At 69.1% G+C, this 20,346-nt stretch carries 17 protein-coding genes; 6 read left to right on the top strand and 11 right to left on the bottom strand.

Translation table 11 applies throughout. The features are described from left to right. Positions 1-45 precede the first annotated feature (45 nt). From ACK1X7_RS31110 to ACK1X7_RS31075, 8 genes are all read right to left on the bottom strand, one after another. Entirely contained in the window at positions 46-1,767 is a 1,722-nt protein-coding gene (locus ACK1X7_RS31110) for a mobilization protein (protein WP_413116921.1), read from the bottom strand. Positions 1,768-1,825: 58 nt separating this feature from the next. Continuing rightward, positions 1,826-2,323, bottom strand: a complete 498-nt coding sequence (locus ACK1X7_RS31105) for a plasmid mobilization protein (RefSeq protein WP_413115939.1) — start codon at positions 2,321-2,323, stop codon at positions 1,826-1,828. 131 nt (positions 2,324-2,454) lie between these two features. Further along, complete coding sequence (locus tag ACK1X7_RS31100) at positions 2,455-2,652, bottom strand: hypothetical protein (RefSeq protein ID WP_413115938.1); 198 nt, start codon at positions 2,650-2,652, stop codon at positions 2,455-2,457. An 87-nt stretch (positions 2,653-2,739) separates the two neighbouring features. Continuing rightward, the gene (locus ACK1X7_RS31095; protein WP_413115937.1) at positions 2,740-2,931 is read right to left on the bottom strand and encodes a hypothetical protein; all 192 of its coding nucleotides are present in this window, start codon (positions 2,929-2,931) and stop codon (positions 2,740-2,742) included. Then, positions 2,928-4,592 (bottom strand): hypothetical protein, encoded by a 1,665-nt coding sequence (locus tag ACK1X7_RS31090; RefSeq protein ID WP_413115936.1) that lies wholly within the window; start codon positions 4,590-4,592, stop codon positions 2,928-2,930. Before ACK1X7_RS31090 ends, ACK1X7_RS31095 begins: the two co-directional genes overlap by 4 nt. Continuing rightward, positions 4,589-5,230: a WhiB family transcriptional regulator gene (locus ACK1X7_RS31085; protein WP_413115935.1), complete on the bottom strand. Its 642-nt coding sequence runs from the start codon at positions 5,228-5,230 to the stop codon at positions 4,589-4,591. The genes ACK1X7_RS31090 and ACK1X7_RS31085 overlap by 4 nt, the downstream gene beginning before the upstream one ends. A gap of 156 nt (positions 5,231-5,386) precedes the next feature. After that, entirely contained in the window at positions 5,387-6,094 is a 708-nt protein-coding gene (locus ACK1X7_RS31080) for a zinc finger domain-containing protein (protein WP_413115934.1), read from the bottom strand. A gap of 2 nt (positions 6,095-6,096) precedes the next feature. Next, the gene (locus ACK1X7_RS31075; RefSeq protein WP_413115933.1) at positions 6,097-6,984 is read right to left on the bottom strand and encodes a helix-turn-helix domain-containing protein; all 888 of its coding nucleotides are present in this window, start codon (positions 6,982-6,984) and stop codon (positions 6,097-6,099) included. 1,377 nt (positions 6,985-8,361) lie between these two features. Between ACK1X7_RS31075 and ACK1X7_RS31070 the strand changes: the two genes are divergently transcribed. The 6 genes from ACK1X7_RS31070 to ACK1X7_RS31045 all read left to right on the top strand — a co-directional run bounded on the left by ACK1X7_RS31070 (position 8,362) and on the right by ACK1X7_RS31045 (position 13,388). Beyond that, the gene (locus tag ACK1X7_RS31070) at positions 8,362-8,796 is read left to right on the top strand and encodes a helix-turn-helix domain-containing protein (RefSeq protein ID WP_413115932.1); all 435 of its coding nucleotides are present in this window, start codon (positions 8,362-8,364) and stop codon (positions 8,794-8,796) included. 147 nt (positions 8,797-8,943) lie between these two features. Next, positions 8,944-9,387 carry a hypothetical protein gene (locus ACK1X7_RS31065; RefSeq protein WP_413116920.1) on the top strand — a complete coding sequence of 148 codons (444 nt, stop codon included), beginning with the start codon at positions 8,944-8,946 and terminating at the stop codon, positions 9,385-9,387. Beyond that, positions 9,378-10,529 carry an MAB_1171c family putative transporter gene (locus ACK1X7_RS31060; protein ID WP_413115931.1) on the top strand — a complete coding sequence of 384 codons (1,152 nt, stop codon included), beginning with the start codon at positions 9,378-9,380 and terminating at the stop codon, positions 10,527-10,529. The genes ACK1X7_RS31065 and ACK1X7_RS31060 overlap by 10 nt, the downstream gene beginning before the upstream one ends. Before the next feature lie 57 nt (positions 10,530-10,586). Then, the gene (locus ACK1X7_RS31055) at positions 10,587-11,774 is read left to right on the top strand and encodes an amidohydrolase family protein (protein ID WP_413115930.1); all 1,188 of its coding nucleotides are present in this window, start codon (positions 10,587-10,589) and stop codon (positions 11,772-11,774) included. A gap of 256 nt (positions 11,775-12,030) precedes the next feature. Beyond that, positions 12,031-12,852: a phytanoyl-CoA dioxygenase family protein gene (locus tag ACK1X7_RS31050; protein ID WP_413115929.1), complete on the top strand. Its 822-nt coding sequence runs from the start codon at positions 12,031-12,033 to the stop codon at positions 12,850-12,852. A gap of 215 nt (positions 12,853-13,067) precedes the next feature. Next, on the top strand, positions 13,068-13,388 hold the full coding sequence (locus tag ACK1X7_RS31045; RefSeq protein WP_413115928.1) for a hypothetical protein: 321 nt from the start codon (positions 13,068-13,070) through the stop codon (positions 13,386-13,388). Positions 13,389-13,465: 77 nt separating this feature from the next. Here the strand turns inward: ACK1X7_RS31045 and fxlM are convergent, their stop codons facing one another. The 3 genes from fxlM to ACK1X7_RS31030 form a co-directional block, all read right to left on the bottom strand. Next, entirely contained in the window at positions 13,466-15,763 is a 2,298-nt protein-coding gene (gene fxlM / locus ACK1X7_RS31040) for a methyltransferase, FxLD system (protein ID WP_413115927.1), read from the bottom strand. A 331-nt stretch (positions 15,764-16,094) separates the two neighbouring features. Beyond that, positions 16,095-17,609: an NUDIX hydrolase gene (locus ACK1X7_RS31035; RefSeq protein ID WP_413115926.1), complete on the bottom strand. Its 1,515-nt coding sequence runs from the start codon at positions 17,607-17,609 to the stop codon at positions 16,095-16,097. Positions 17,610-17,659: 50 nt separating this feature from the next. Next, positions 17,660-19,669, bottom strand: a complete 2,010-nt coding sequence (locus tag ACK1X7_RS31030; RefSeq protein ID WP_413115925.1) for an ABC transporter ATP-binding protein — start codon at positions 19,667-19,669, stop codon at positions 17,660-17,662. Between the last annotated feature and the right edge of the window lie 677 nt (positions 19,670-20,346).

Raw genomic sequence — 20,346 nt, 5'->3', positions numbered from 1 at the left:
CATGCCTCCAGCTGCGCGCCCCCAAGGGAGGTCTCCAGGCCACAGTTACGGACTGTGGCTGCGGGGGCCGGTCCGTTGCTGTGCCGGATGCTGCGCGCGCCACCTCGACCGTTTCGCTCGAGCTTCTTGCGGCCACAGGCCGGTGGTGTCGGCGGGCAGGTCTGCCGCCCGACGCAGTCGCCACACCAGTACATCGCTGACCGACTCCGCACTCTCCAATTCTCGTTCAGCAGCGGTCACCGTAAGGAGCATCGCGGGGGAGTGGCCGGCGTTCTCGGCGTCGGTGAGGGTGGCGGCGAGTGCGTACCAGCCGGGCTCGGCGAGGATCTGCTCGGCCAGCTCCGGCAGCGCCTCGCGCACCACCGCCGCCTGCTGTCGTAGCAGAGGACGGCCCAGATGCCGACCGCGCTGGTAGAGGGCGCCGAGGGGCTGGGCGGCAGCGGCCTGGTAGGCGGCGCGCAGGTGCTCGGCGGCTTGGCGGGCTGCGGCGGCCTGCTGGGCGTGGTTGTTCTTGGCGTGCCAGTGGGCAGTGGCGGTGATGAGGAAGAACAACATGTCGATCGCCATCGCGGTGGTCGCGCCGTCCTCCCCGCGGCCGAGCGCCGGACCGCCGTGGATGAGGTCGCGTGCGGCCTGCCGCAGTGCCCGGTCGTGGCCGCGCTCGGCGCGGACCTGGGAACGGGACGCCCGCTCGAACGCGAAGGCAGCGTTCCGCAGTTCGTGGCGGGTGTGGGCAGCGGAGGTTTTCGCGAGAGCGTCCAAGACCTCGCCGGCTGCGGCGACGTACGCAGCGGTGACGGCGTCGTTGGTCTGCTCGATAACCAGCACCGCGTGCCACGCGGCCGAGGCCGCGCGTCGGCGTGCGGCGGCGGGACCGTTCGGGGCCGTACGGACAAGCGGATCGACCAGTGCGATGCCGTGGTCTTGAATGTAGGCGTCCCAGCGCTCCCGGATCCGGGGCAGGGAGAGATCCGGCGCGAGGCGCGCGCCAGGGTAGAACACCGGATCATCGTCCTTGTTGCGGTCATCGGGCAGAGCGACCGTGTATCCGATCAAGTCACCAGAGGGGGCGCGGCGCTTGCGGATCAGCAGGCCGGCGGCGGCCAGTCGGTCGAAGAACTCCTCCTCGCTGGTTGCGCCAGCCACCGCGCGGCGCACGGTCTCCCGGAGTTCTTCCCGTGCAGTGCGCTCGCGGCCCTGGCGTTGAGCTTTGTGGCGCTCGGCGCTGGTCGGGCGCTGGCTAGCGGTGCCGTCGCCCTTGTTGAGGCGACGTAGGCCCAGCTCCACTTCGAGGGAGCGGGCCTGGGTTTGGACGCGCGCGGCGTCGTGGTTGAGATCGGGTTTATAGCCGTCTTCGCGGGCGAGGGTGGCGACGATGTGGATGTGGTCGGCGGCGTGCCGGACAGCCACCCACCGGCAGCCGGCATCTTGTTCCGGGTCGTCGATACCGGCGGCGGTGACCATCCGACGGGCCACTTCGCCCCACTCCTCGTCTGTCAGGATCCGGTCTTCGGCACTGTTGCGGACGGACAGGTGCCACACGTGTTTCTTCGGTCGCAGTGCCCGGTCGATGTTCTCGACGGGCTGGTCCAGGAGCTGCTGGAGCTGTTTGAGGGTGACAGACCGGTCCCGGCCGGGGTCGGGGGCGTTGCGGTCCCAGGAGGCGACCAGATGGGGGTCGATGTGCTCCTCGTGCTTCCCGGGCCCGTAGAGGTAGTACAGAAGGCCGATGGTGCGCTGTCCGCGCTTCTGTATCCGGGGGATCATGCTGGTGTCCGGGTCGTGAGAGGGAGTGGTGGCCGCGGGGTCTTGCACGGAAGCGAGGTCAGCGCTGGTCCAGCAGCCGGTCGGTGGCCGCCTGTACTCGGGTCACGGCGCGCTGGACCGCCATGACGACCGCGTCAATCTCTGCTGGCTGGCCGCCGGAATTGAGGGCGCGTGCGATCTGGTTGAGATTGTTGCCGACCTGTCCGAGGTGCCGACGGGCGGCGAACAGCTCGGCGACCAGCTCGCGGCGGCCTGCGATGGCGGCGGTCGTATTGTCGAGGTCTTGCGCGGCGGCGAGACCGCTACGGGCGAGGAAGGTCGGCAGGCTCGAACGGGTCGCGCTGGCGGCAGCCGACAGCTGATTCTTCTCGTCGTCGTTCATACGGACGCTGCACACGTAATCACGTTTACGCGCATGCGGCTTCGGCGAGCGCTTGCGCGAGGTCTTCTTCACATTGCGGCGATTGCGCGGCGACGGTTTTTCCTCCGGCTGCGATCCGCCCTCGGTCGCTGCCTCGCGGACCAGCAACCCCCGGTGCTGGTCCGCACCCGCCACCCCCGGGGCGTGCTCTGGCCAAGGCCCCTTCCCCGACGGGGAAGAGTGTCTTGGCCGATAACTTGCTCGCCCCGAGACCGAGTTGGGTTCGCCCTCACCTGGAGTGGGGGAGGCGCTTGGGACCGAGTTCGTCACTGCCCACAGCCATGAGCGTCGCCGACGACATCCAGGATGCCGAGGACGAAGTCGACGGCACCCTCCTTCAGGTGATGGATCTGCTCGCCGGAGCCGTCTACAGAAAAGAAGAGCAGCCCGTACGGAAGGAACGTGAGCAGCAGAGCACAGATCAGGCGTCTGTCGAAGAGGTCGGGTACGGCGGCATGCCGCATGGTGATTTCCTTGGGGTAGTGCGGCGGCCCGGCGCTGGCCGGGACACGATCAGGGAGGTGGGGTCGGTGAGCTGCGGCTTCGTAGATTCAGCCGCACTCGGGGCAGCGCCTGACGTGGCCGCTGAGCGCCCTGGCCATCCGGGCCTTCGTCGTCGTGGCGTGCTTCGCGCTGGCCTTCGCCGACGGCCTGCCGGCATGCCGCTGGGAGTGGGCGCTTAGGTAGCCGATCTCCCGTTCGTACTCCTCACGGAGGACCGCGAATTGGTGGCAGGTCTTCATCTCGTGGTGCTCCTTGCTTTCGTGGTGGCGTCCTCGCTCCGCAGTTCCTGGAGGACGAGGCTCAGTCGGTCGTTCCGGCCGCCCTTCAGGCCCTCGCGGCGGAGGATCTCCCGTAGCTGGACCCGAGTGACGGACTCGTTGCCGTCTCGTTCGAGCAGGGCGGGAACATGGGGACGGACCTGCTGGACGAGCTGGTCCACCGACTGCTCCGGCTCGCGTGGCGGGCGCTGTGTCTGCGGAGTGCGGGGCCCGCCGCGCTTCCCCTTGTTCTTCGTCCGGGGCTTCGTGGTCGACTTCCGGCGGAGGGGGACCTTGTGTCCCCGGTCCCGGGTGGTCTCGGTCCCCGTGTCGGTGTCGGTCGGTCCCCGGTCCCGGGTGGTCTCGGTCCCCGTGTCGGTGTCGGTCGGTCCCCGGTCCCGGGTGGTCTCGGTCCCCGTGTCGGTGTCGGTCGGTCCCCGGTCCCGGGTGGTCTCGGTCCCCGTGTCGGTGTCGGTCGGTCCCCGATGCGAATCAAGGCCCTGAGCAGGGGCTTCTCGCGAAGTGCGGTCGGTCCCCGTGCCCGCAGCGTTCTCCTCTGCGCCTTCCGGACTGGCGGGATCGGTCCCCGGGGCCGCGCCCGCTTCTGGGCCCTCGGTCCCCACTTCGTTTCCTTCCGTCCCCGAGCCTGCCGACGCGTTCGAGTTCACAGGCTCGGGGACCGGTCCCCTCGGGGCGCTCGGTCCCCGGCCCCCGTCCGACGCGTTGGGACCGTGGGGGTCGGCTACGGGGACCGGCGATGGCATCGGGATCGTGGCTGCCGTTGCGGTGCTGTGTGCCGGGGACCAGGGAGAAGGGAGTGGGACCGTGGCGAGCGCGAGTGCGTGTCGGCGGGCGGCGAGCTGGTCGAGCAGCTGCGTGCGCTGGAAGGCATCGGTCCCGACCGAGGCCCTGCCGACCGCCTTGGACAGGCGCCGAGTGAGTCGCCGGCCGCGCCAGCTCCGCTGCTGCTCGGGCGTGCGCTCGGCGAGGCGCGCGGCGAGGGCGACCGCGCGGGCGGTGGCACGGTCCCGGGTGATCTGCGCGGCGTCGCGGTCTTGCGCGGCGATACCGAGGCGGGACAGGAGCCGTTCGCGCGTCTCACGCCCCAGGACGGCGATCAATCCGTGGGAGGCGGCGCCCGGGGTCCGCAGACGCAGCTCGATTCCCATCGCGATATGCCACAGCATCGCCGCCATGACCGGCCCGACGAAGGCGCGGACGGTGCCGCCGATGGGACCGCTCTCGGCGTAGGCGGGGATCACCTGCACTCCGGTGATCATCCAGACCAGGGTTCCCGGCAGGCCAGGCGCGCCTTCGGCGGTCAGGTTCTGCCGTGCCATCAGCGCGGTCGCGAAGAGCGCCAGCTCGGCCGCGGCGAACATGCCGACCCGTTCGGCTGTGCCAGCCATGTCGAGGTAGTCAGCCGCGAAGCGCCACGAGGTGTCGGCGCTGTAGGCGGTGCAGCCGAGGGCAGCAAGGGCGGCGACCTTGATCGCCGGGCCGCCTAGACGTTTCTGCGTGCGGGTTCCCCGGCGCCGGATGGTCCAGGCGGTCAGCACCAGCACGAGGGCGGCCGGCACGCTGGCGGCGAGGAAGAAAAGGAGGTCCGGAGCGGCGCTAAAGGACAGGACGGGGTGGGTCATGCAACCTTTCCGAGAGGGGCACGCGCCGGAGCCGACGCAGTCGGGCGGGCTGCCGACTGCTGGGTGCCGGGTGCAGCTGGCTCGGGACTGCGCGTTGCCGGGGTGGTCTTCTTCTGCTTCTTCTTGGGCCGCGGCACGCCGTAGGTGCGGTCGCGGTCGAAGACCTTGAGGGCGGCCTGCCGGAGCAGGTCACGGGCGTGCTTGTGGCTGATCTGCAGGGCGACGGCGAGGCGGTCCGGCCGCCAGCCGCGTACGTAGGCGTGGTCGATGACGACCTTCCGCTCGGCCTCGGTCAGGTGCACGTCGCGTCCCTGGAAGAAAGCCGTTATCCGCCGGTAGTCGAGGCGCTGGGGCAATCCGTCGTGGAAGGGACGCCGCTCGGCTTCGGTGAGGCCGCCCCAGATGCCCTCCTTGAGGACGTTCTCCAGGGCGAAGTCGAGGCAGTCGCGGCGTACCGGGCACCAGCCGCACAGCTCCTTCGCCTCGGCGATGGCTTCGTTGTCCCGGGGGAGCGGGAAGAAGACGGCGTCGGCGTCCTCGACGTCCATGCCGTGGCATGCTCCACGGATGTGCCAGCTGGTGTCTCCGATGCCGCGCAGGCCGGTGGCCGGCGCGTCGTGGGTGGTGATGTGGCGCAAAGGGGTCTCCGATGTGCTGCCGCGTCGGCCGGCTGGGGCGGTGCTGGGCGGATGCGGCGTCGGGGGCTGGCTGCGGCGCGCGGGGGTGCGCCGCAGCCGGGACGGTGACGTTGGGTGACGGTGCATCGGACGGGCTGCGCGAGCCAGATGCGCCGGTCAGGTCATGGCGGGCTGCTGGACCGGCTCGGTCTGCTGGGCAGCGGCGAGGTCGAGGCGGCCGGGATGGGCGGTGTCGCGCGGGGCGGTTCCACGGGCTCCGCCGTCGGGGCCGACCCGGCGGCGGCGACACGGCTCGCCGGGCTGGGCCAGGCACCACTCGCACCGGACGCTCAGGGCGTCGGGCAGCCCCTGCGCGACAGCCGCTTCGCGTGCCGCTCGGGCGGGCCGGTAGGGCGCGAGCGCGGCGCGAGCGGCGGGCGGTATGCAGGAGCCGATCTCCCGCAGCCTCGCCTCCAGCTTCGGGTCGATCCCGTCGCGACCGCTGGTGATCGCCCGGGCCTGCGCGGGCGGAGCAGTGCCGGCAGCGACGGCGCGGCGGGTGCCGGCCAGCTCGGCGGTCCAGGCGGCCTGGTCGTCCGGGTCGACGACCGGCGTGGGGTCGGAGTGCCGGGCCAGGCGGTCTCGCCGGTAGCTCTCCCAGGGACGGGCGATGTCCGCGGGGAGGATCTGGTACGGCGAGGTGCGGATGTGCTGGCGGGCGGCGACGCGGGCGTCCCAGCCGTGCGGGGTCGCCATCGGCACGTCGCCGAGCAGCTCGTGCCACTGGGCGAGCTGGTCGCGTGCCTCGCCCTGGTCGGTGCGGATGGTGCGGGGGTCGAGTCGGCCGATGTAGGCCAGCAGGGCGGCGGTTTCGCGGCGGTCCACGGTCAGCCCTCCGTTCCGGTCGGCTCGTCGAGGGCGGCGAGGAGGGCGGCGGTGTGGGCCTCGGCCCGTGTCATGCCGCTCGGCGTGGCGGGGCTTTTGCCGGGCACGGCATGGAGGTTCGGGCGGCTGGGGGAGTGCTCTCGGGCGATCCAGGCGCGCCAGTCGGCAGCCCAGGCGTCCGCCGGCCTCGGCTTGAAGTCGGCCCGGTGGGCACGCCACTTCGCGTCGGCGGCCCGCAGGCCCTGCTCGCCGAGGCGGTCGAGGTGTCCCTGCTGGCGGGCCCAGGCGTGGGTGGCAGAGTCGACCTGCCACCCGGCGGCCGAGGTGACGGCGGCACCACCACTGCTGTACCTACGGTTCAAATCCGGTTCACTACGGTTCTGTGTGCCGGTTTCCGGTACATCGCTGTGCCGGTTTCCGGCACGTCGGGGTGCCGGTTTCCGTCGGGACCTGCCGGATTCCGGTACTGCCGGTTTCCGGACCCTCGCGGGGGATTCCGGCACCTCACGCGGGCGGATTCCGCACCGCCGCAGGGCCGAGATCCTGAGAGCCGGGGTGGCCTCGCGCCTCTGCGCTGGAGCCTGGTCGGAGTCCTGGTCCTCCGCGGTCTGGGCCACGGCCTTGGCGGCGAGGGGGAGGCGGTAGACGGTGCTGCGCTGCGGGCCGGTGAGGTCGTCGATCTGCTCCAGCTCACCGGCGTGGACCAGGCGGTCGATGGCCTCGCGCACCGTGGAGACGGAGGCGCGTGTGCGCTTGGCCAGGCTGGACAGCGAGGCCCAGGAGACGCACTGCTCATCGGCCACCCGGTCGGCGATCGACAGCAGGACCAGACGCGCGGCCCCCCGGCTGGAGCTGTGCTCCCACACCCACTCGCGGGCTTCGCTGCTCATAGGCCGCTCCCGGTGAGCAGGCGGGACCGGCGGCCCGCCGGGGCCGGGATGGTGTGGTCCGGCTCGGGGCGCTGAGGCGCCGAGGCGGAGGTGGCTGCCGCGCAGGCCCGGCGGAAGGGCCTTTTGCGCAGGGCAGGAGGCATGCGATACTCCCCTTTGCAGTGTTGCCACGCTGACGCGCCCCTTGGAAGGACTCAGCGTGGTGATGTTGGGCAATCTCCGCCCTTGCCGGGGCGGGTATGCCGCTTAGCGTTCGGCGTCCGTGAGTTACCGCTCTCGGGCGCCGTCGCTGTTACGGGACCTTCTCGGTCGGGTCCGTGCTCGCAGTGCTCCTCACGTCTGTCGCCGCGGGCGGGCTGCCCGGGGACGACGAACATACGCACGGATCCGTGTCAAGATCCAGGGTTGATTCTTAAACTCTGTACTGGTTGCAGAGAGTGACGAGGGTGGGATGGTCTGTGGCCCCCGCCTGGGTCGGGAGTGCTGCCTCGCGACCGGCGCATGAGAGCCGCCCGTCCAGGCGTCGTCGCTTTCCTGAACTCACTCCGCCCGGCGATTCGGTGTGTGCCGCATATCGGGCCCTTGCTGTCTTCGCTGAGCGGGGTGCCCGGTGACCAGTCACGGACAAATGTGGGTGCCGCGTCACGATTCATGGGTGGCTCAACAGTTTGCTGGATCTCGCGGGGTGAGGTATTGCCTCGCCTGCCTCAAGGCGGCCTGGAATCCGGGCGATTGTGGTGTGTCAGTGTTTCGGATGTCCCGACAGAGATCTTCAAGCAATCCCCCGCGCATAGCGACCCTATTGGTGGCGCATGGCGGCACACCGTCGCGACGCGACCGGTGAAGCCGCCTGTGGCCACCTCGTTGCTGAGAGACGAGCACTGGCCGAATGGAGATACCGGAGATGACGACTCACGGGTAATGCCGAGAAGTCCGTCACAGTGCGCTGAGTTTCTCCCCGGCTCCAGCAAGTAATTCGATCTTCTTGCCGCGCTGGTCGTGACCCATTCGACCACCTCGGGACTCGGGTCCCTGCCAAAGGCGAAAAGGGTGATTTGCGCGCACTGCCCGTGATGGGGTGAGGGTCGCCCTCGGGGCGAGGGGTGGCAGAGTGTCTCGCGTAGGTGCCGGGCCTTCCTCGGTGCCGAGGGTCCGGCATCCGGGGCTGTCCGCCTCTGTTGCCGGAGGCGAGTCCTGGGGCTCGGTCATTACTTCCACTCGCATATAGATGTCATTCCCTCGACGTTCCACCTCAGTGGAAGCCGCTGATGAGTGACCCTATACCGAGATCGCTGTCCGCTCAACTGTCGTGAAGGTGCCAGTCTGTGTCGTCTCCACTCGTGTACACTCGCGGATTGGCAATCGAGAGGGGAAGTGGTGAGCGAACCGACCCGCACCCTGGCGGACAAGATCAACAAACTGTTCCAGGCGATCACCGACGACGGCCGGGAGCACAGCAACGAGTACGTGGCCCAGGCGATCTCCAAGACGGGGATCACTATCTCCCAGAGTTACATCTGGCAGCTGCGGAAGGGTAAGAAGGACAACCCGACCATGCGCCACTTGCAGGCACTGGCGAACTTCTTCGGCGTGCCTGTCGCCTACTTCTTCGACGACACGGTCGCCGGAGAGGTCGACGGGAAGCTGGCGCAAATGGCTGCCGAGCAGGCCAGCGTCAACGAGGCGTTCGAGAACGGCGACATCAAGTTGATGGCCATGCGTGCCGGCGAGCTGTCGGATAAAGGACGGAAGCAGGTAATGGACCTGCTGGACGTCGTCTACAGGTTGGAGCAGGCAGAGCATCACGACTGACGCGTCTGAGGCGACGTCATGCCGTGAAGAGGGGGTGCTGCTGTCGCGACGGGGGTCGTGTGCAGGAGAATCAACGTGAAAGAACGAGAGCTTCGCAGACGCTGCAAGCGAGAACTGCGAGCCCTTGGCATCCAGCCCCCCTTGCGAGTGGAAACGCTCTGCCAGAAACTCGGCGAGCGACGCGGCCGCCCTATCCGGCTGGTCCCACACGCACTTCCGGTACCGGGACCCTTCGGCGCATGGATCGCCGCCCCGTCCACTGACTACATCCTGTACCAGCAGGAGACCACCGCAAGTCACCAGCGGCACATCATCCTCCACGAGGTGGGCCACATCCTCGCGGACCACCACAGCGACGCGTTCGACGACGAACTGTGGAAGACGGCGGTCCCCAACCTCTCAGCCAAAGCGGTGAAACGGCTCTTGCGGCGCACCGCATACGACGAAGAGCACGAACGCCAAGCCGAGTTGGTCGCCACGATCATCATGGAGTGGGCCTCGGTCCTGGACCGAGTCGCCCCGCGGCCGGCCTCCACCCCGTCCCTCGACCGGGTTCAGACGGCCCTCGGAGACCGGCTGGGGTGGCTGTGACACGCTCCCTCATCACGGCCGCGATCCTCCACCTCGCCGCCCTCTGGAAGCTGCTCCAGCTCGCTCGGGCGCCTCGCGACCTTACGCTGCGCGCGATAGCTCTCTGCGTCACCTGCACGGCGGCGACCATCACCCTGGGCCTGGACACCTGGGCCGGCCTCGTCGACCACCTGACGGGCCTGGGCTCCGCTCGGCTGGTCCAGAACGTGCTGCTTCTGGCCGCGGTCTACTGGCTGATGTGCGTCTATCTCTTCTCCGCTGAAGAGCGGCAAACAGCCAGCCGCCGTGCCCGATGGGAGGCACTGCCACTGGCACTGGCCATCGCCGTCCTCGTCACAACGACCCTCACCACACCGGACAACATCAGAGGCCGGGGCTTCGCCACCGCCGACATGACGAGAACACCAGTAGCCGTGTTCTACGTGACCGCCCTGCTCTACCTGGTCTACGCGTTCGCCGCGGCACTACGGTGGACGTGGCGCTACGCCCGCATCTCGCTCCGCCCTCTGGCCACGGGACTATGGCTCACAGCGGGCGCCCTCACGGCCCTGGTGGCGGCGAACGTCGGCCGCATCGCCATCGACGTCACACGGTGGCGCGGTGCGCATGTGCCCGGATGGCTGAACAGCGGTTCCCACGTCCTCCTGGCGCTCGCGATCCCGCTATTCGTCGTCGGCGTCAGTTACTCCAGCGTCGCCATGCGGGTGGCGAGTGCGCGGATCTGGCTGCAGCACCGCCGCGCGTATCAACGCATGCGCCCGCTATGGGAAGCACTGCACGACGCGTTCCCCCAGCACGCCCTCAACCGTGTGCCCACCAGCGGCTGGCGCGACCGGCTGTTCCTGCGCGGCACCCACTACCGCTACTACCGCCGGGCCCTGGAATGCCGCGACGGCCTGGTACACCTCAGCCCCTACCTTGCCCAGCTCGGCGTGCCGCAGGATGCGCCCCCCGAAGTTCTCGCCGGCCATCTGCGGTCAGCCCTGCGGACCCAAGCGGTCGACGAGGCCGAGCCTGCACGAGCCGTAGCCGTCGCCCAGCCCGGTGAAGACAGCCTCGACGCCGACGTACGGCAACTCGTTCTCCTCTCACAAGCCCTGAACAGCCAGCCAATCGCGCACCACAACCACCCCCCACGGTGAATCACCTGGCCCGGCACCCCAGTCAACGGGCGCAAACAACGATTAAGGAGTGGCAGCATGACCGAATCACTGATCACAGCCAGCCGGGTCATCACCGGCCCCAACGGATCCTTCATTCCCGACGGTGCTGTACTGGTGCGAGGCGGCAGGATCGCCGCGGTCGGACCACGTGAGGAAATCGAACGGCTCGCCCCCACGGGACTGCCCCCCACAGCCTTCCCACACGGCACGCTGCTGCCGGGCCTGATCGACTCGCATGTCCACCTGATCTTCGACGCCAGCAACGACCCCCTCACCGCCGTACAGAAGACCGACGACGATGCGCTGCTGGAGGGCATGGCCGAACGCGCACAGCAGCTCCTGCATAGCGGCGTCACCACCGTGCGCGACCTCGGAGACCGCAACGGCCTGGTCATCCGCCTCCGCGACGCCATCAACGACACAACGCTGCCCGGCCCACGCATCCTGTCCTCAGCCACACCACTGACCTCCCCCGGAGGACACCTGTACGTCTTCGGAGGAGAAGTCGCCGACGAGGACGCTATCCGTGACATGGTGCGCCATAACGCGGACCGGGGAGCGGATGTCATCAAGATCATGGGCACCGGCGGCGGTATGACCAAGGACGGCCCCGCCATCTGGCAGAACCAGTTCACCGAACACCAGCTCCGCGTCACGGTGGAAGAAGCCGGACGCCACGGCCTTCCCGTGGCCGTCCATGCACACGGCACCGACGGCATCGAGGCAGCGGTCAACGCTGGCGTGGCGACTATCGAACACTGCACCTGGATGAGCGAGGAGGGCGACTTCGATCTCCGCGAGGACCTTGCCGAAAAGATCAAGACGCAAGGCATCTCGGTCTGCCCGGCCACCAGCCCCAACTGGAGGGCCCTCGCCGAAAGGGTCGGTCACCAGAGGGCAGAAGAAATGTTCAGCTCCATGCGATGGATGGCCCGCCTCGGTATTCCCATGATCGCGGGCACCGACGCCGGCGTGCCCCGCGCGGCCTTCGACAAGATCGTCAGCGCTCTCGAGTTCTACCAGTACCTCGGGCTAACCAACGACAAGATCATCGACATGGTCACAGCGGACGCTGCCCAAGCCCTGGGCATCACTGACACCGGACGTCTCGCCGAAGGCCACCGCGCCGACATCCTCGCCGTAGACGGAGACCCGCTCACGGACCTCGGAGCCCTGTGCAACGTTCGTCTCGTGGTGTCCGGGGGCAGGATGGTCCGGCGGTGAGTGTAGGAAGAGTACGGATAGACGATCTTCCTCAAGCAGGAGCGGGCGATCCCGAGGCCCATCGAACATGAGACGGCAGATCGGCGGCGCCCTGCCACAGGTTGCCAGTTCCCGCCAGGTCGTGGGACACGTGACGCGCGTCTCCTCAAGCGGATGGGGTTCGGCCGGCCAATCTCGACCTACTCCGCCGATGCGTACTACACAGCGTTGAACACCCAACATCACGTACCGGCGCCGGCTGCGATGGCGTGTGGGCTTGGACGGCAAGGTAATTCGGTTGCTGGGGGATACGCCGCTTGATGCACTGAACTGCATGGTGACCATCACTGGCGAGATCATGACCGCGTTCCGTCAGCACGGATTCGTAGTGATCCCCGGGGTGCTCAGCGACGAACAGATCGCCCAGGGACGCCGAGTGGTCGCTGCCATGCTGGAGCGGAAGCCCTACGCCGACGACCACGTCGGACCGTACTTCCTATGGCCGCGCTTCACCTCAACCGGCCATCCGCTGCTCTCCTTCTATCAGGAGACGGGCATTGGAAAGCTCGCCGACCAGCTACTGCGTACGGACTTGGCCGTGCAGGATCCCGATTCCGCACAGGTGGCCACAACGATCCCGCCCTGGCCGCACCCGCCGGGTGGGCCGCACGTCGACGGCCTGACGCCGGGTGAAGCGGATGGACGTCCAGGGACGTTCTCGCTGCTGGCTGGTGTATGGCTCACCGATCATGACCGGCGGCACCGGGGGAACCTGTGGGTCTGGCCCGGCACCCATCTGCGTTTCGGACAGTACCTCGCCGAATTCGGCGCGGAGGCCCTGACTCGGGTCGAGGAGATGAATCCAGGCCCCTATCCGAAGATCGAACTCGGTGAGCCGACACAGGCCGTCGGCAGCGCGGGCAGCGTGCTGTTCGCACACTACCTGCTTGCCCACAACATTGGTGACCACGACGGTGTGGCTGAGACGGGGCGGCGAGAGACGGTGTACTACCGGCTCCATGCGAGCGGCCACCGCGAACGGTGGCGCGAGGCCGTCACTGATCCGCTCGCCGAATTCCGTTCGTACGGAGCGGCGTAACGAGCCGGGCCTGCGCGAGGTGTCGGCCGACCAATGCCGGGCGGCTCCACCCAAGCAGTGTGTCGGTAACCGCTCAAATCTCCTGAACCGCGCACCCGGCAGATGCACAGCTCAGCCGGACCGCATCACAAGATCTCCGGCAGAGCCCAATTGCATGACAGCCGATAGGGCCACCGGGGGCTGGCTCGAGCCTTGAAGGCTACTGTGGGGAGGGAGTGAACAGGGACTCGGCGACCACACTCGCCCGGTCCCGGGCCAGCCCCCGCTGTTCCTGCCGTCGACCACGGACGGAAGCGCCGCCGCTGCCCTGGCCGGGTGCGATCGCGCTGGTCAACGAGATCGCCGCCACCGATGTCCGCGCCTGCGCCACCCAATTCCGCCACACCGTGGACGCCCAGCTCGCCGAGGCGGGCCTGGCCGATCACATCCGGCTCACCGGGAGGGCGACGGGGCCAGCGGTGATGTCGCGGGACGTTCAACGGCATCGGGTTTCCTCCAGACTGAGCATGGCATGGCACGTCTTCCCGACGAAATGAGCGATGGACGTCGTGCCAAGAGGCCATGAAGAAGTTCCGTGCCCCGGTGGAGCGCGCACGAGACAGAGGACTGGTCATCAGGCGCTGTCGACGTGGTGCGGGTGCGTCCAGTCGAAGTCGAAGCGGGCGTGCCTCTTCACGAGGGTGCGGGCGCCGCTCGGCTTGGTGTCCTCGTCGAGGACGGAGTGGACCGTCAGGAGGGGAGCGTCGCTGATGTGGTGCTTGCGGTCCCAGACGAGGACTTGCTGGGCCATCTCCTCAGCGAGCTGCTCTGCGGATGGTCCGTAGGCGTGGATGCCCCACTCCCATGTCGAGGGCCCGGTCTGCCGGTTCAGTAGGCGGGCGAGGGAGCCGTCGCGGACGATGGCCGCTGCGTCCCAGCCCTTGGGGCGGTCGACGATCCCTGTGTCGAGTTCGGGGTCGACGGCCAGGCGGCAGAAGCCGTCCAGTGTGGTGGCGAGCCACAGCATGAGCTTGTCGAAGGGGGTGTTGCCGGGGATGGTGACGCCGGTCCACCGCTCGTGCCGCGGTGATTCCAGGGCCTGGGCGAGCTGCTCGGCGTCCGCTGTGCCTCCCTCGGGGAAACGTACGCGAACTTCTCCGCCGCGCAGGGATACGGCGTCTTCTTCGCGGGCGCCGGCACCTTGCATGGGGACGAATCCGCACACCGTGTACGACCGGCTGACCAGCTGGTCGCCGCGTTTGTCGAAGGCGATGGCCCAGCTGTATCCGTGAATTTTCAGCGGGACCACGAGGCGCCCGCCCTCAATAAGTGGGGTGATCCAGGCCGGCGGAATGTCGGTGGCCTGGACGGTCACGATGATCGCGTCGAGGGAGTCCTTGTCTGTGAGGCCGGGAGCACCGTGCTCGCCGTCGCCCAGCACAACCCGCACCCGGTCGTACCCTGCGGCGGGCAGGAACCGTGCCGCGCGTTCGATGACGAATGGGTCGATGTCCATGGTGGTGATCAGTCCGTCGGGGCTGACGAGTTCCTGCATGAGCGCGGCGTTGGGGCCGCCGGAGCCGATCTCCAGCGCGGTCTGTCCGGGGTGGAGCGCGGCCTCGCGGAGCATGACGGCCTGCACCCAGGGCGCCGAGACGGAGCTGGTGGCCCGGCCGTTGCGGTCGCGTTTGGTGGTGATGACCGCGTCGGCCGCGTCGTACACCGTTTCCAATGCGACCCCGGGGAGGAAGAGGTGGCGGCGCACGCGGCGGAAGGCCGCTTCGACGGAGGCGTTGTCGATGTAGCCCTGGTGGATCAGCTGGTCGGTCATTTCCTGGCGCAGTCGGTTGGCTTCGCGTGCCTGCTGGGGAGCCTCGGGTGGGGTGGGCTGGCGGACGAGGTTGCGGTGCACGGGCGGCAGCCAGGTGAGGAGCCCGGGCCAGACGGTGTTCAGCACGTGTGCGGAGGGTGTGAACAGCGTGCCGGTGAGAGCGGGGAGGTCGGCGGGCCAGTGCCATTCCCAGCGGTGGAACAGGTCGGGTTCGGTCACGGTGGGGGTGCCGTGGTGGCCTGTGACGCGCACGGCGGCGGTGAGGCGCGGGATGTCGGAGGTGGTGTCCATCAGGAAGGCGAGGACGTGCGCGTCGTCCGCCGAGGCGCTCAGTCCGGTCTCCTCGGCCAGCTCGCGTACGGCTGCCTGCTCCAAGGACTCACCGGGGTCGGGTTTGCCGCCGGGAAGTTCCCAGACTCCGTGTACGGAGCGGCCAAGCAGCACGCGGCCGTGCTCGTCGGTGACCACGACACCTGCGCCGATGAGGCCCTGTGGCGCGGGGTGTGGCTTGTCGGCGACGGACACCGGACCAGCGGCGGGTTCCCGGAGCACCAGTACGGTCATGCCGTCGGCTTCGAATCGGGCGGCCGTGGTCCATCCGGCTGTGGCCAGGGCGATCTCGTTTTCGTCGAGGGCGATGTCGCGCCGGTCTGCGGAGACGGTGTCCGCGAGCGGGGTGATGATGCAGATCGTGCCGCCGGGGCGCAGATGCTCGCGTAGGCGGTTCAGGAGCCAGGTGCGGTTGTGGAGGAAGGCGTAGCTCAGGCGGAAGGTGATCAGGTCGTACGTGTCATGGGGCAGGGCGGCGAGGTTGTCGCGTTCGATGTCGTGGCGCAGGAAGCGCACGTCTGCGTCGTCCGGAGCCTGAGCGGCGGCGAGTTCGACGGCTGACTCCGCGTAGTCCACGGCGTCGACGGAGTACCCCATCTCGTGGAGGTAGAGGGCGAGTTCGCCGACTCCGCAGCCCACGTCCAGGGCGACGGCGGGGTCAGCGGGGCGAAGAGCGGTATTCAGTATGGCGCGTTCGGAGGCGGTCAGAGTCCGGAAGCGCTTGCCGCTGGCGTAGTGGTCGTGCCATTCGGCTTGGTGCGTGTATCCCACCGAGGCTGCTCCTTGTGGTCGTGAGGTTGGTGGTCAGGGCTTTGTGAGTGCCGTTGGAGGCGCGACTTCTCGTCCGGGGCGCTGCGCCGCACGTACGCCTGCGGCATCAGGACCTCACGCGGCAGCGCGAGCAGGGCCTCGTACACCGGGCCGGGGCCACGAGGTCGCCGTCCGCCTTCAGCCGGGCGACCGCCGCCGCCCGTGTGGCCGCCGCTTTGTCTTCCGGCGCCGGTCTTGAGCTGCTTGTCCCGGTCGGCCGGGTCCGGGCCCTGCCGGGGTGATGAGCCCTCCTGCGTGCCCGTGTGGCGGGCGCGGGTGGTCTTTTCAGCGGTCATGCCCAGCCCATCTCCGTGTAGAGGCGCTGTGCGCGGATGCCCTCGATGGCTGCCCGGGTGTAGGCCACGGTCTGCGCTGGGAGCTTGTCGGGATGCCAGAAGCTCCATCTGGTGCACTTGTCGGGCTCCCGGACCTCTGGGGTGCCTTCCCAGCGGTGGGCCCGGAATACGAGCTGCATCCGGGGCCGGTCGCCGGGGGTGTCCACGAGGTGGACGACGTGCGCGAGTTCAACATCGTCGGCCTCGATCCGCAGCCCTGCCTCTTCCTGCGCTTCGCGGAGGAGACAGGCCAGGGCGGATTCCTGCTCGCAGTGTCCTGCCAGGAAGTGGTACATCGAAGCGGCGTAGGCCGAGTTGGGGTGACGCAGGCCCAGCAGCACCCTGCCGTCGGAGTCTTCCAGATAGAGGTGGACGCCGACGACGTTCAGCACGGTCGACGCCGCCGCCGGAGGCAGTGTCGGCGGCCGGCACGAGCCAAGGGGCTCGGCGGCCTCCCGCGACGTATCGGGGCGGACGGCTTCGTGTTCGCCCTCGGGCCCGCTCGTGGCGTGGCGGTACACCAGGTCGAGGGTGGAGGAACTGATCCGAAGGCGAGGGAGGACGTCCGGGGCGAACCAGTGGAGCATCACCCCTTCGGTGAGCGTGAGGTCGGCGGGATTTCCGTTCCACCGGCCCGCGTAGACGGCGATGGGGATGCTGGCGCCGTCGCTCCCTCGCGCCTCCTCGACGGCGAACGGCCGCAAGACGGGGACATGGAGACCCGCCTCTTCCCTCAGCTCCCGCCGGACGGTCTCCTCCAGCGTCCGGTCCTGCGGTTCGCGGCCACCGCCGAGGAGCGACCAGGCTCCTGGCTCCCACATGACGCCTGGCAGATGGTCGCGCAGATGCAGCAGGTACTGGCCCTGGTCGTTGTAGATCAGCGCCGAGGCGTTCACCGGCTCACCCGCGGGCGCCGCTGTGCCGAGCTTGAGGAGTTTGTCGCGCAGCGTCGGCGCGGCGACGCGGTCGATGGGACGCCACTCCCGTTCGGAGACAGCTTCGGCCTGAAGGGCGATGGCCGCATCGACGCGGCGGAGCCGGAAGCAGAAACGCAGGTCGTAGTGGTGGTGGGCCGGCGTGCCCCTGGCCGGGCCGGCGTCGACTTCGTGCACGCCGATGTCGAGGGGCAGGCCGTCCAGCCCCGGCCACGGGACCACCGCGCCGGGCGGGATGCCTGCCTCCTCGTGCAGTGCACGCAGGGCCGCCGCTGCGAGCGTGTGGTCACCGGGCTCGTTGTGGCCGTCGAGGGTGGAAACCTTGCCGCCGGCTTGGTGGTGAATGTGCAGAACTCGGTCAGTGTCGTCGATCACGATGGCACTGCAGGTGATGTGACCGGGAAGGGTAGTGCGGCTGGTCGGGTCGGCGGGGCGGCCGAGAGCCGCGAGGAGGGTGTCGAGCCCGGCGCGCTCGCCCGGATGGCGGGCGAGGTACGCCTCGAGGGTGCTGCGGATGTGGGAGCGGCTGGGCGGCATGTCGTCACCTCGGAGTCCACAGAGCAGGGGAGTTTGGCAGCGGGCGGGCTTCACCGGGCCTGCCTGTGCTGAGGCTCGGCGCTGCGGCGCGGTGCGGGGAGGTCGCCTGCCGGTGGTGAGGCCAGCCCGTACTGGGCGGCCTGGGCCTGGAACATCTCCCGATACAGACCCTCCCCGCGCGCCATGAGCTGGTCGTGGGTGCCCTCTTCGACGATGAGCCCCTGGTCGAGGACGTAGATGCGGTCGGCCTTCGCGGTCGCGGCGAGACGGTGGGTGACCAGGACGATCGCGTTACCGTCCTCGGCCAGGCTCCACAGCCGCTCGAAAGCGGCGATCTCCGCATGCGGATCCAGCGCCGAGGTGGGCTCATCGACCAGGAAAAACGGCGCTCCCCTGTACCTGCTGCGCGCGGTGCCCAGCTTCTGCCACTGACCACCGGACAGCTGGACGCCCCGCTCGTATCCCTTGAAGACGATCGAATCCCACTGGTGCGGCAGCCCCTCGATCAGCGCGTGCACGTCGGCCGCCTTCGCCGCCTCCTTGACCCGGTCCATGTCCCGGGGACGGTCACCGGCGCCGATGGCCACGTTCGTGGCGGCCGTCATCTCCCAGCGCGGGAAATCCTGCGCGAGCAGTCCGACAGCCGCGAACACGTCCGCGCGGTCAGCCTCGCGGATCTCGCCCCGCTCGCCGCTCGCTCCTTCCCACCACACGTTCCCGCCGGTGGGCAGCAACAGGCCCCCGAGGATCCGGGTCATAGTCGTCTTGCCCGAGCCGTTCGCACCGACCAGCGCAGTCACCTCACCCCGCCGCACCGACAGACTCACCCCCTTCAGCGACGGGGACGAGGCCCCGGGGTAGGTGAAAGACACGTCCTCCACATGGATGGCCTGCACGGGGGACGGCAGTGGCGCGCCTGTCTGCGGGATGGCGTGCTTCGCAGCCAGCTCGGTGGCGTTCTGGGTGTCGGTGAGGAACAGCATCTCTTCGTAGAGGCGGTTGACCTGCTGGACCAAAGAGGTGAGCCGCGCGGTGGAATTACGGATGGCCACCACCGCGGTGCCGCCGACCGCCAGCGGCAGCCCACCACTGGTCAGCAGCCACCACAACACCCCGTAGCAGCCCAGGGACGCCAGACCGGAGAAACCGCCGACGACCAGGTCAGTGTGCGCCTGCGCCCGCGCCAGACGCCGCTGCTCGGCCTCCATCTGCCGCGACATCTCCTCATAGCCGCGCAGCAGCTTCACCCCGGCCGCGTGTGCGCGGATCTCACCTGCGGCATGGGGCCTGGTCAGGTACGCCAGCAGCGAGGCCACAGCGCGCCGGTGATCCACCCAGTTCAGCCGTGAGGTGTACTCACGGCGCGCCGAGCGCACCGCCCCCCACCCCCTGGGCAGGGCGATCGCCAACAGCATCGGAAGCAACGCCCAGTGGAGGGAGGCCAGCACGATGGCCGCCGCCACCAGGCTGATCAACACGTTTCCCACGCCCACCGACAGTCTGAGCATGTTGCGTGCCGAGTCGGTGCCGAACTTCCCCGCCTCCAAGACGCGTTGGACCTCGGGCCGCTCGGTCGCCTCGACTTCCACCCGGGTGACGGCCCGGTAGTACCGGGCGGAGATGGCCCGCTCGACCTGTGGCTCCAGCCGACCGGACATCGCCGTCGACCACGCCGCCAGCAGCGCCGCCCCCACCGACACCGCCGCCAACACCATCAGGGAGGGCAGCGCCTCGCGGAGCCTGTCCGCGGTCGGACCGTCGGCGAAAAGCCGGGTGAGGATATCGTTGACCGCCAGCAGGCCCCACGCGGCCATCACGCCCTCTCCGGCCTGGGCCACAACGACACCGGCCAGGGCCCGCCGGTCCGCCTCCCATCCGGTGTGTAACACCATCCCGACCATGCGCGGAAGTGCGGCGGCCATCTTCCCGAACCCCATGCGGGCCAGCGCGCCTTGGTGGTGCACGAAGGACTGATCCCAGCGCAGCCGGCCCCCGAACAGCTCATGCTCCGCGTCCGAGATCCCGCTCGCCGTCTCTCCCGGCTTGCTCTGCGGCTTCATGCGCAACACCCCTGCCCCAACCCCGCAGCGGGCTGGGCGATGACCAGAACCTGGGCACCGGCAGACGCACTCCACCACCGCTCCGCTGAAGGAAGCTGGTGGCCGCGCCGCCGCAGCGGGGAGAGCGGCAGCACGGACCACTCGGTGCGGGCCGGCGGGACGGCAGCCATGGCCGGTTGTGGGCCGCAGTCGCTGGCGGAGGGTGCCGACGCGGCGTGGCTCCTTTGGCCTGCGTCACCGCGCATCCAGGCCGCCTCCGGGTGGAAGGTGCCGCCTGCGGCAGCGTCAACACGAAGCCTCATCAGCGCGGTAGTCAGCCCGCCGGAACGACGTTGTTCGATTAAGGCAAGGGCAGGCGGCGGAACAGGACTGGGGGCCACGGCGTCCTCCGGATGGGCGCGTCTGAGGTACTGGTGCTCTAATAACGGGGCCGAATGTGACACCGTTACGGGTATCTGGCGAACAAATGTTCCCTGCGACGGCGGTTCGCCTGTCGTGGTGGGCTCGTCGGCCTCCGGGGGCATTCGAGCAAGAAGGCGTCACTCGACCGGGTGATTGACCTGCTGGCACCTAGCTCGCCGAGAACACCACCTCCAGGTGCTGCCGGGAGAGAAAAATTCGAGGTTCTCTGCGGCGTAGCAAGTCGGTGGAGCCATGTCACACGCTGCTCCACTCGG

It is taken from the genome of Streptomyces sp. CY-1, from assembly GCF_047218265.1.
Lineage (GTDB): Bacteria > Actinomycetota > Actinomycetes > Streptomycetales > Streptomycetaceae > Streptomyces > Streptomyces niphimycinicus.
The sequence above is the reverse complement of the archived record's forward strand: the minus strand, read 5'-3'. Positions and strand labels throughout refer to the sequence as shown.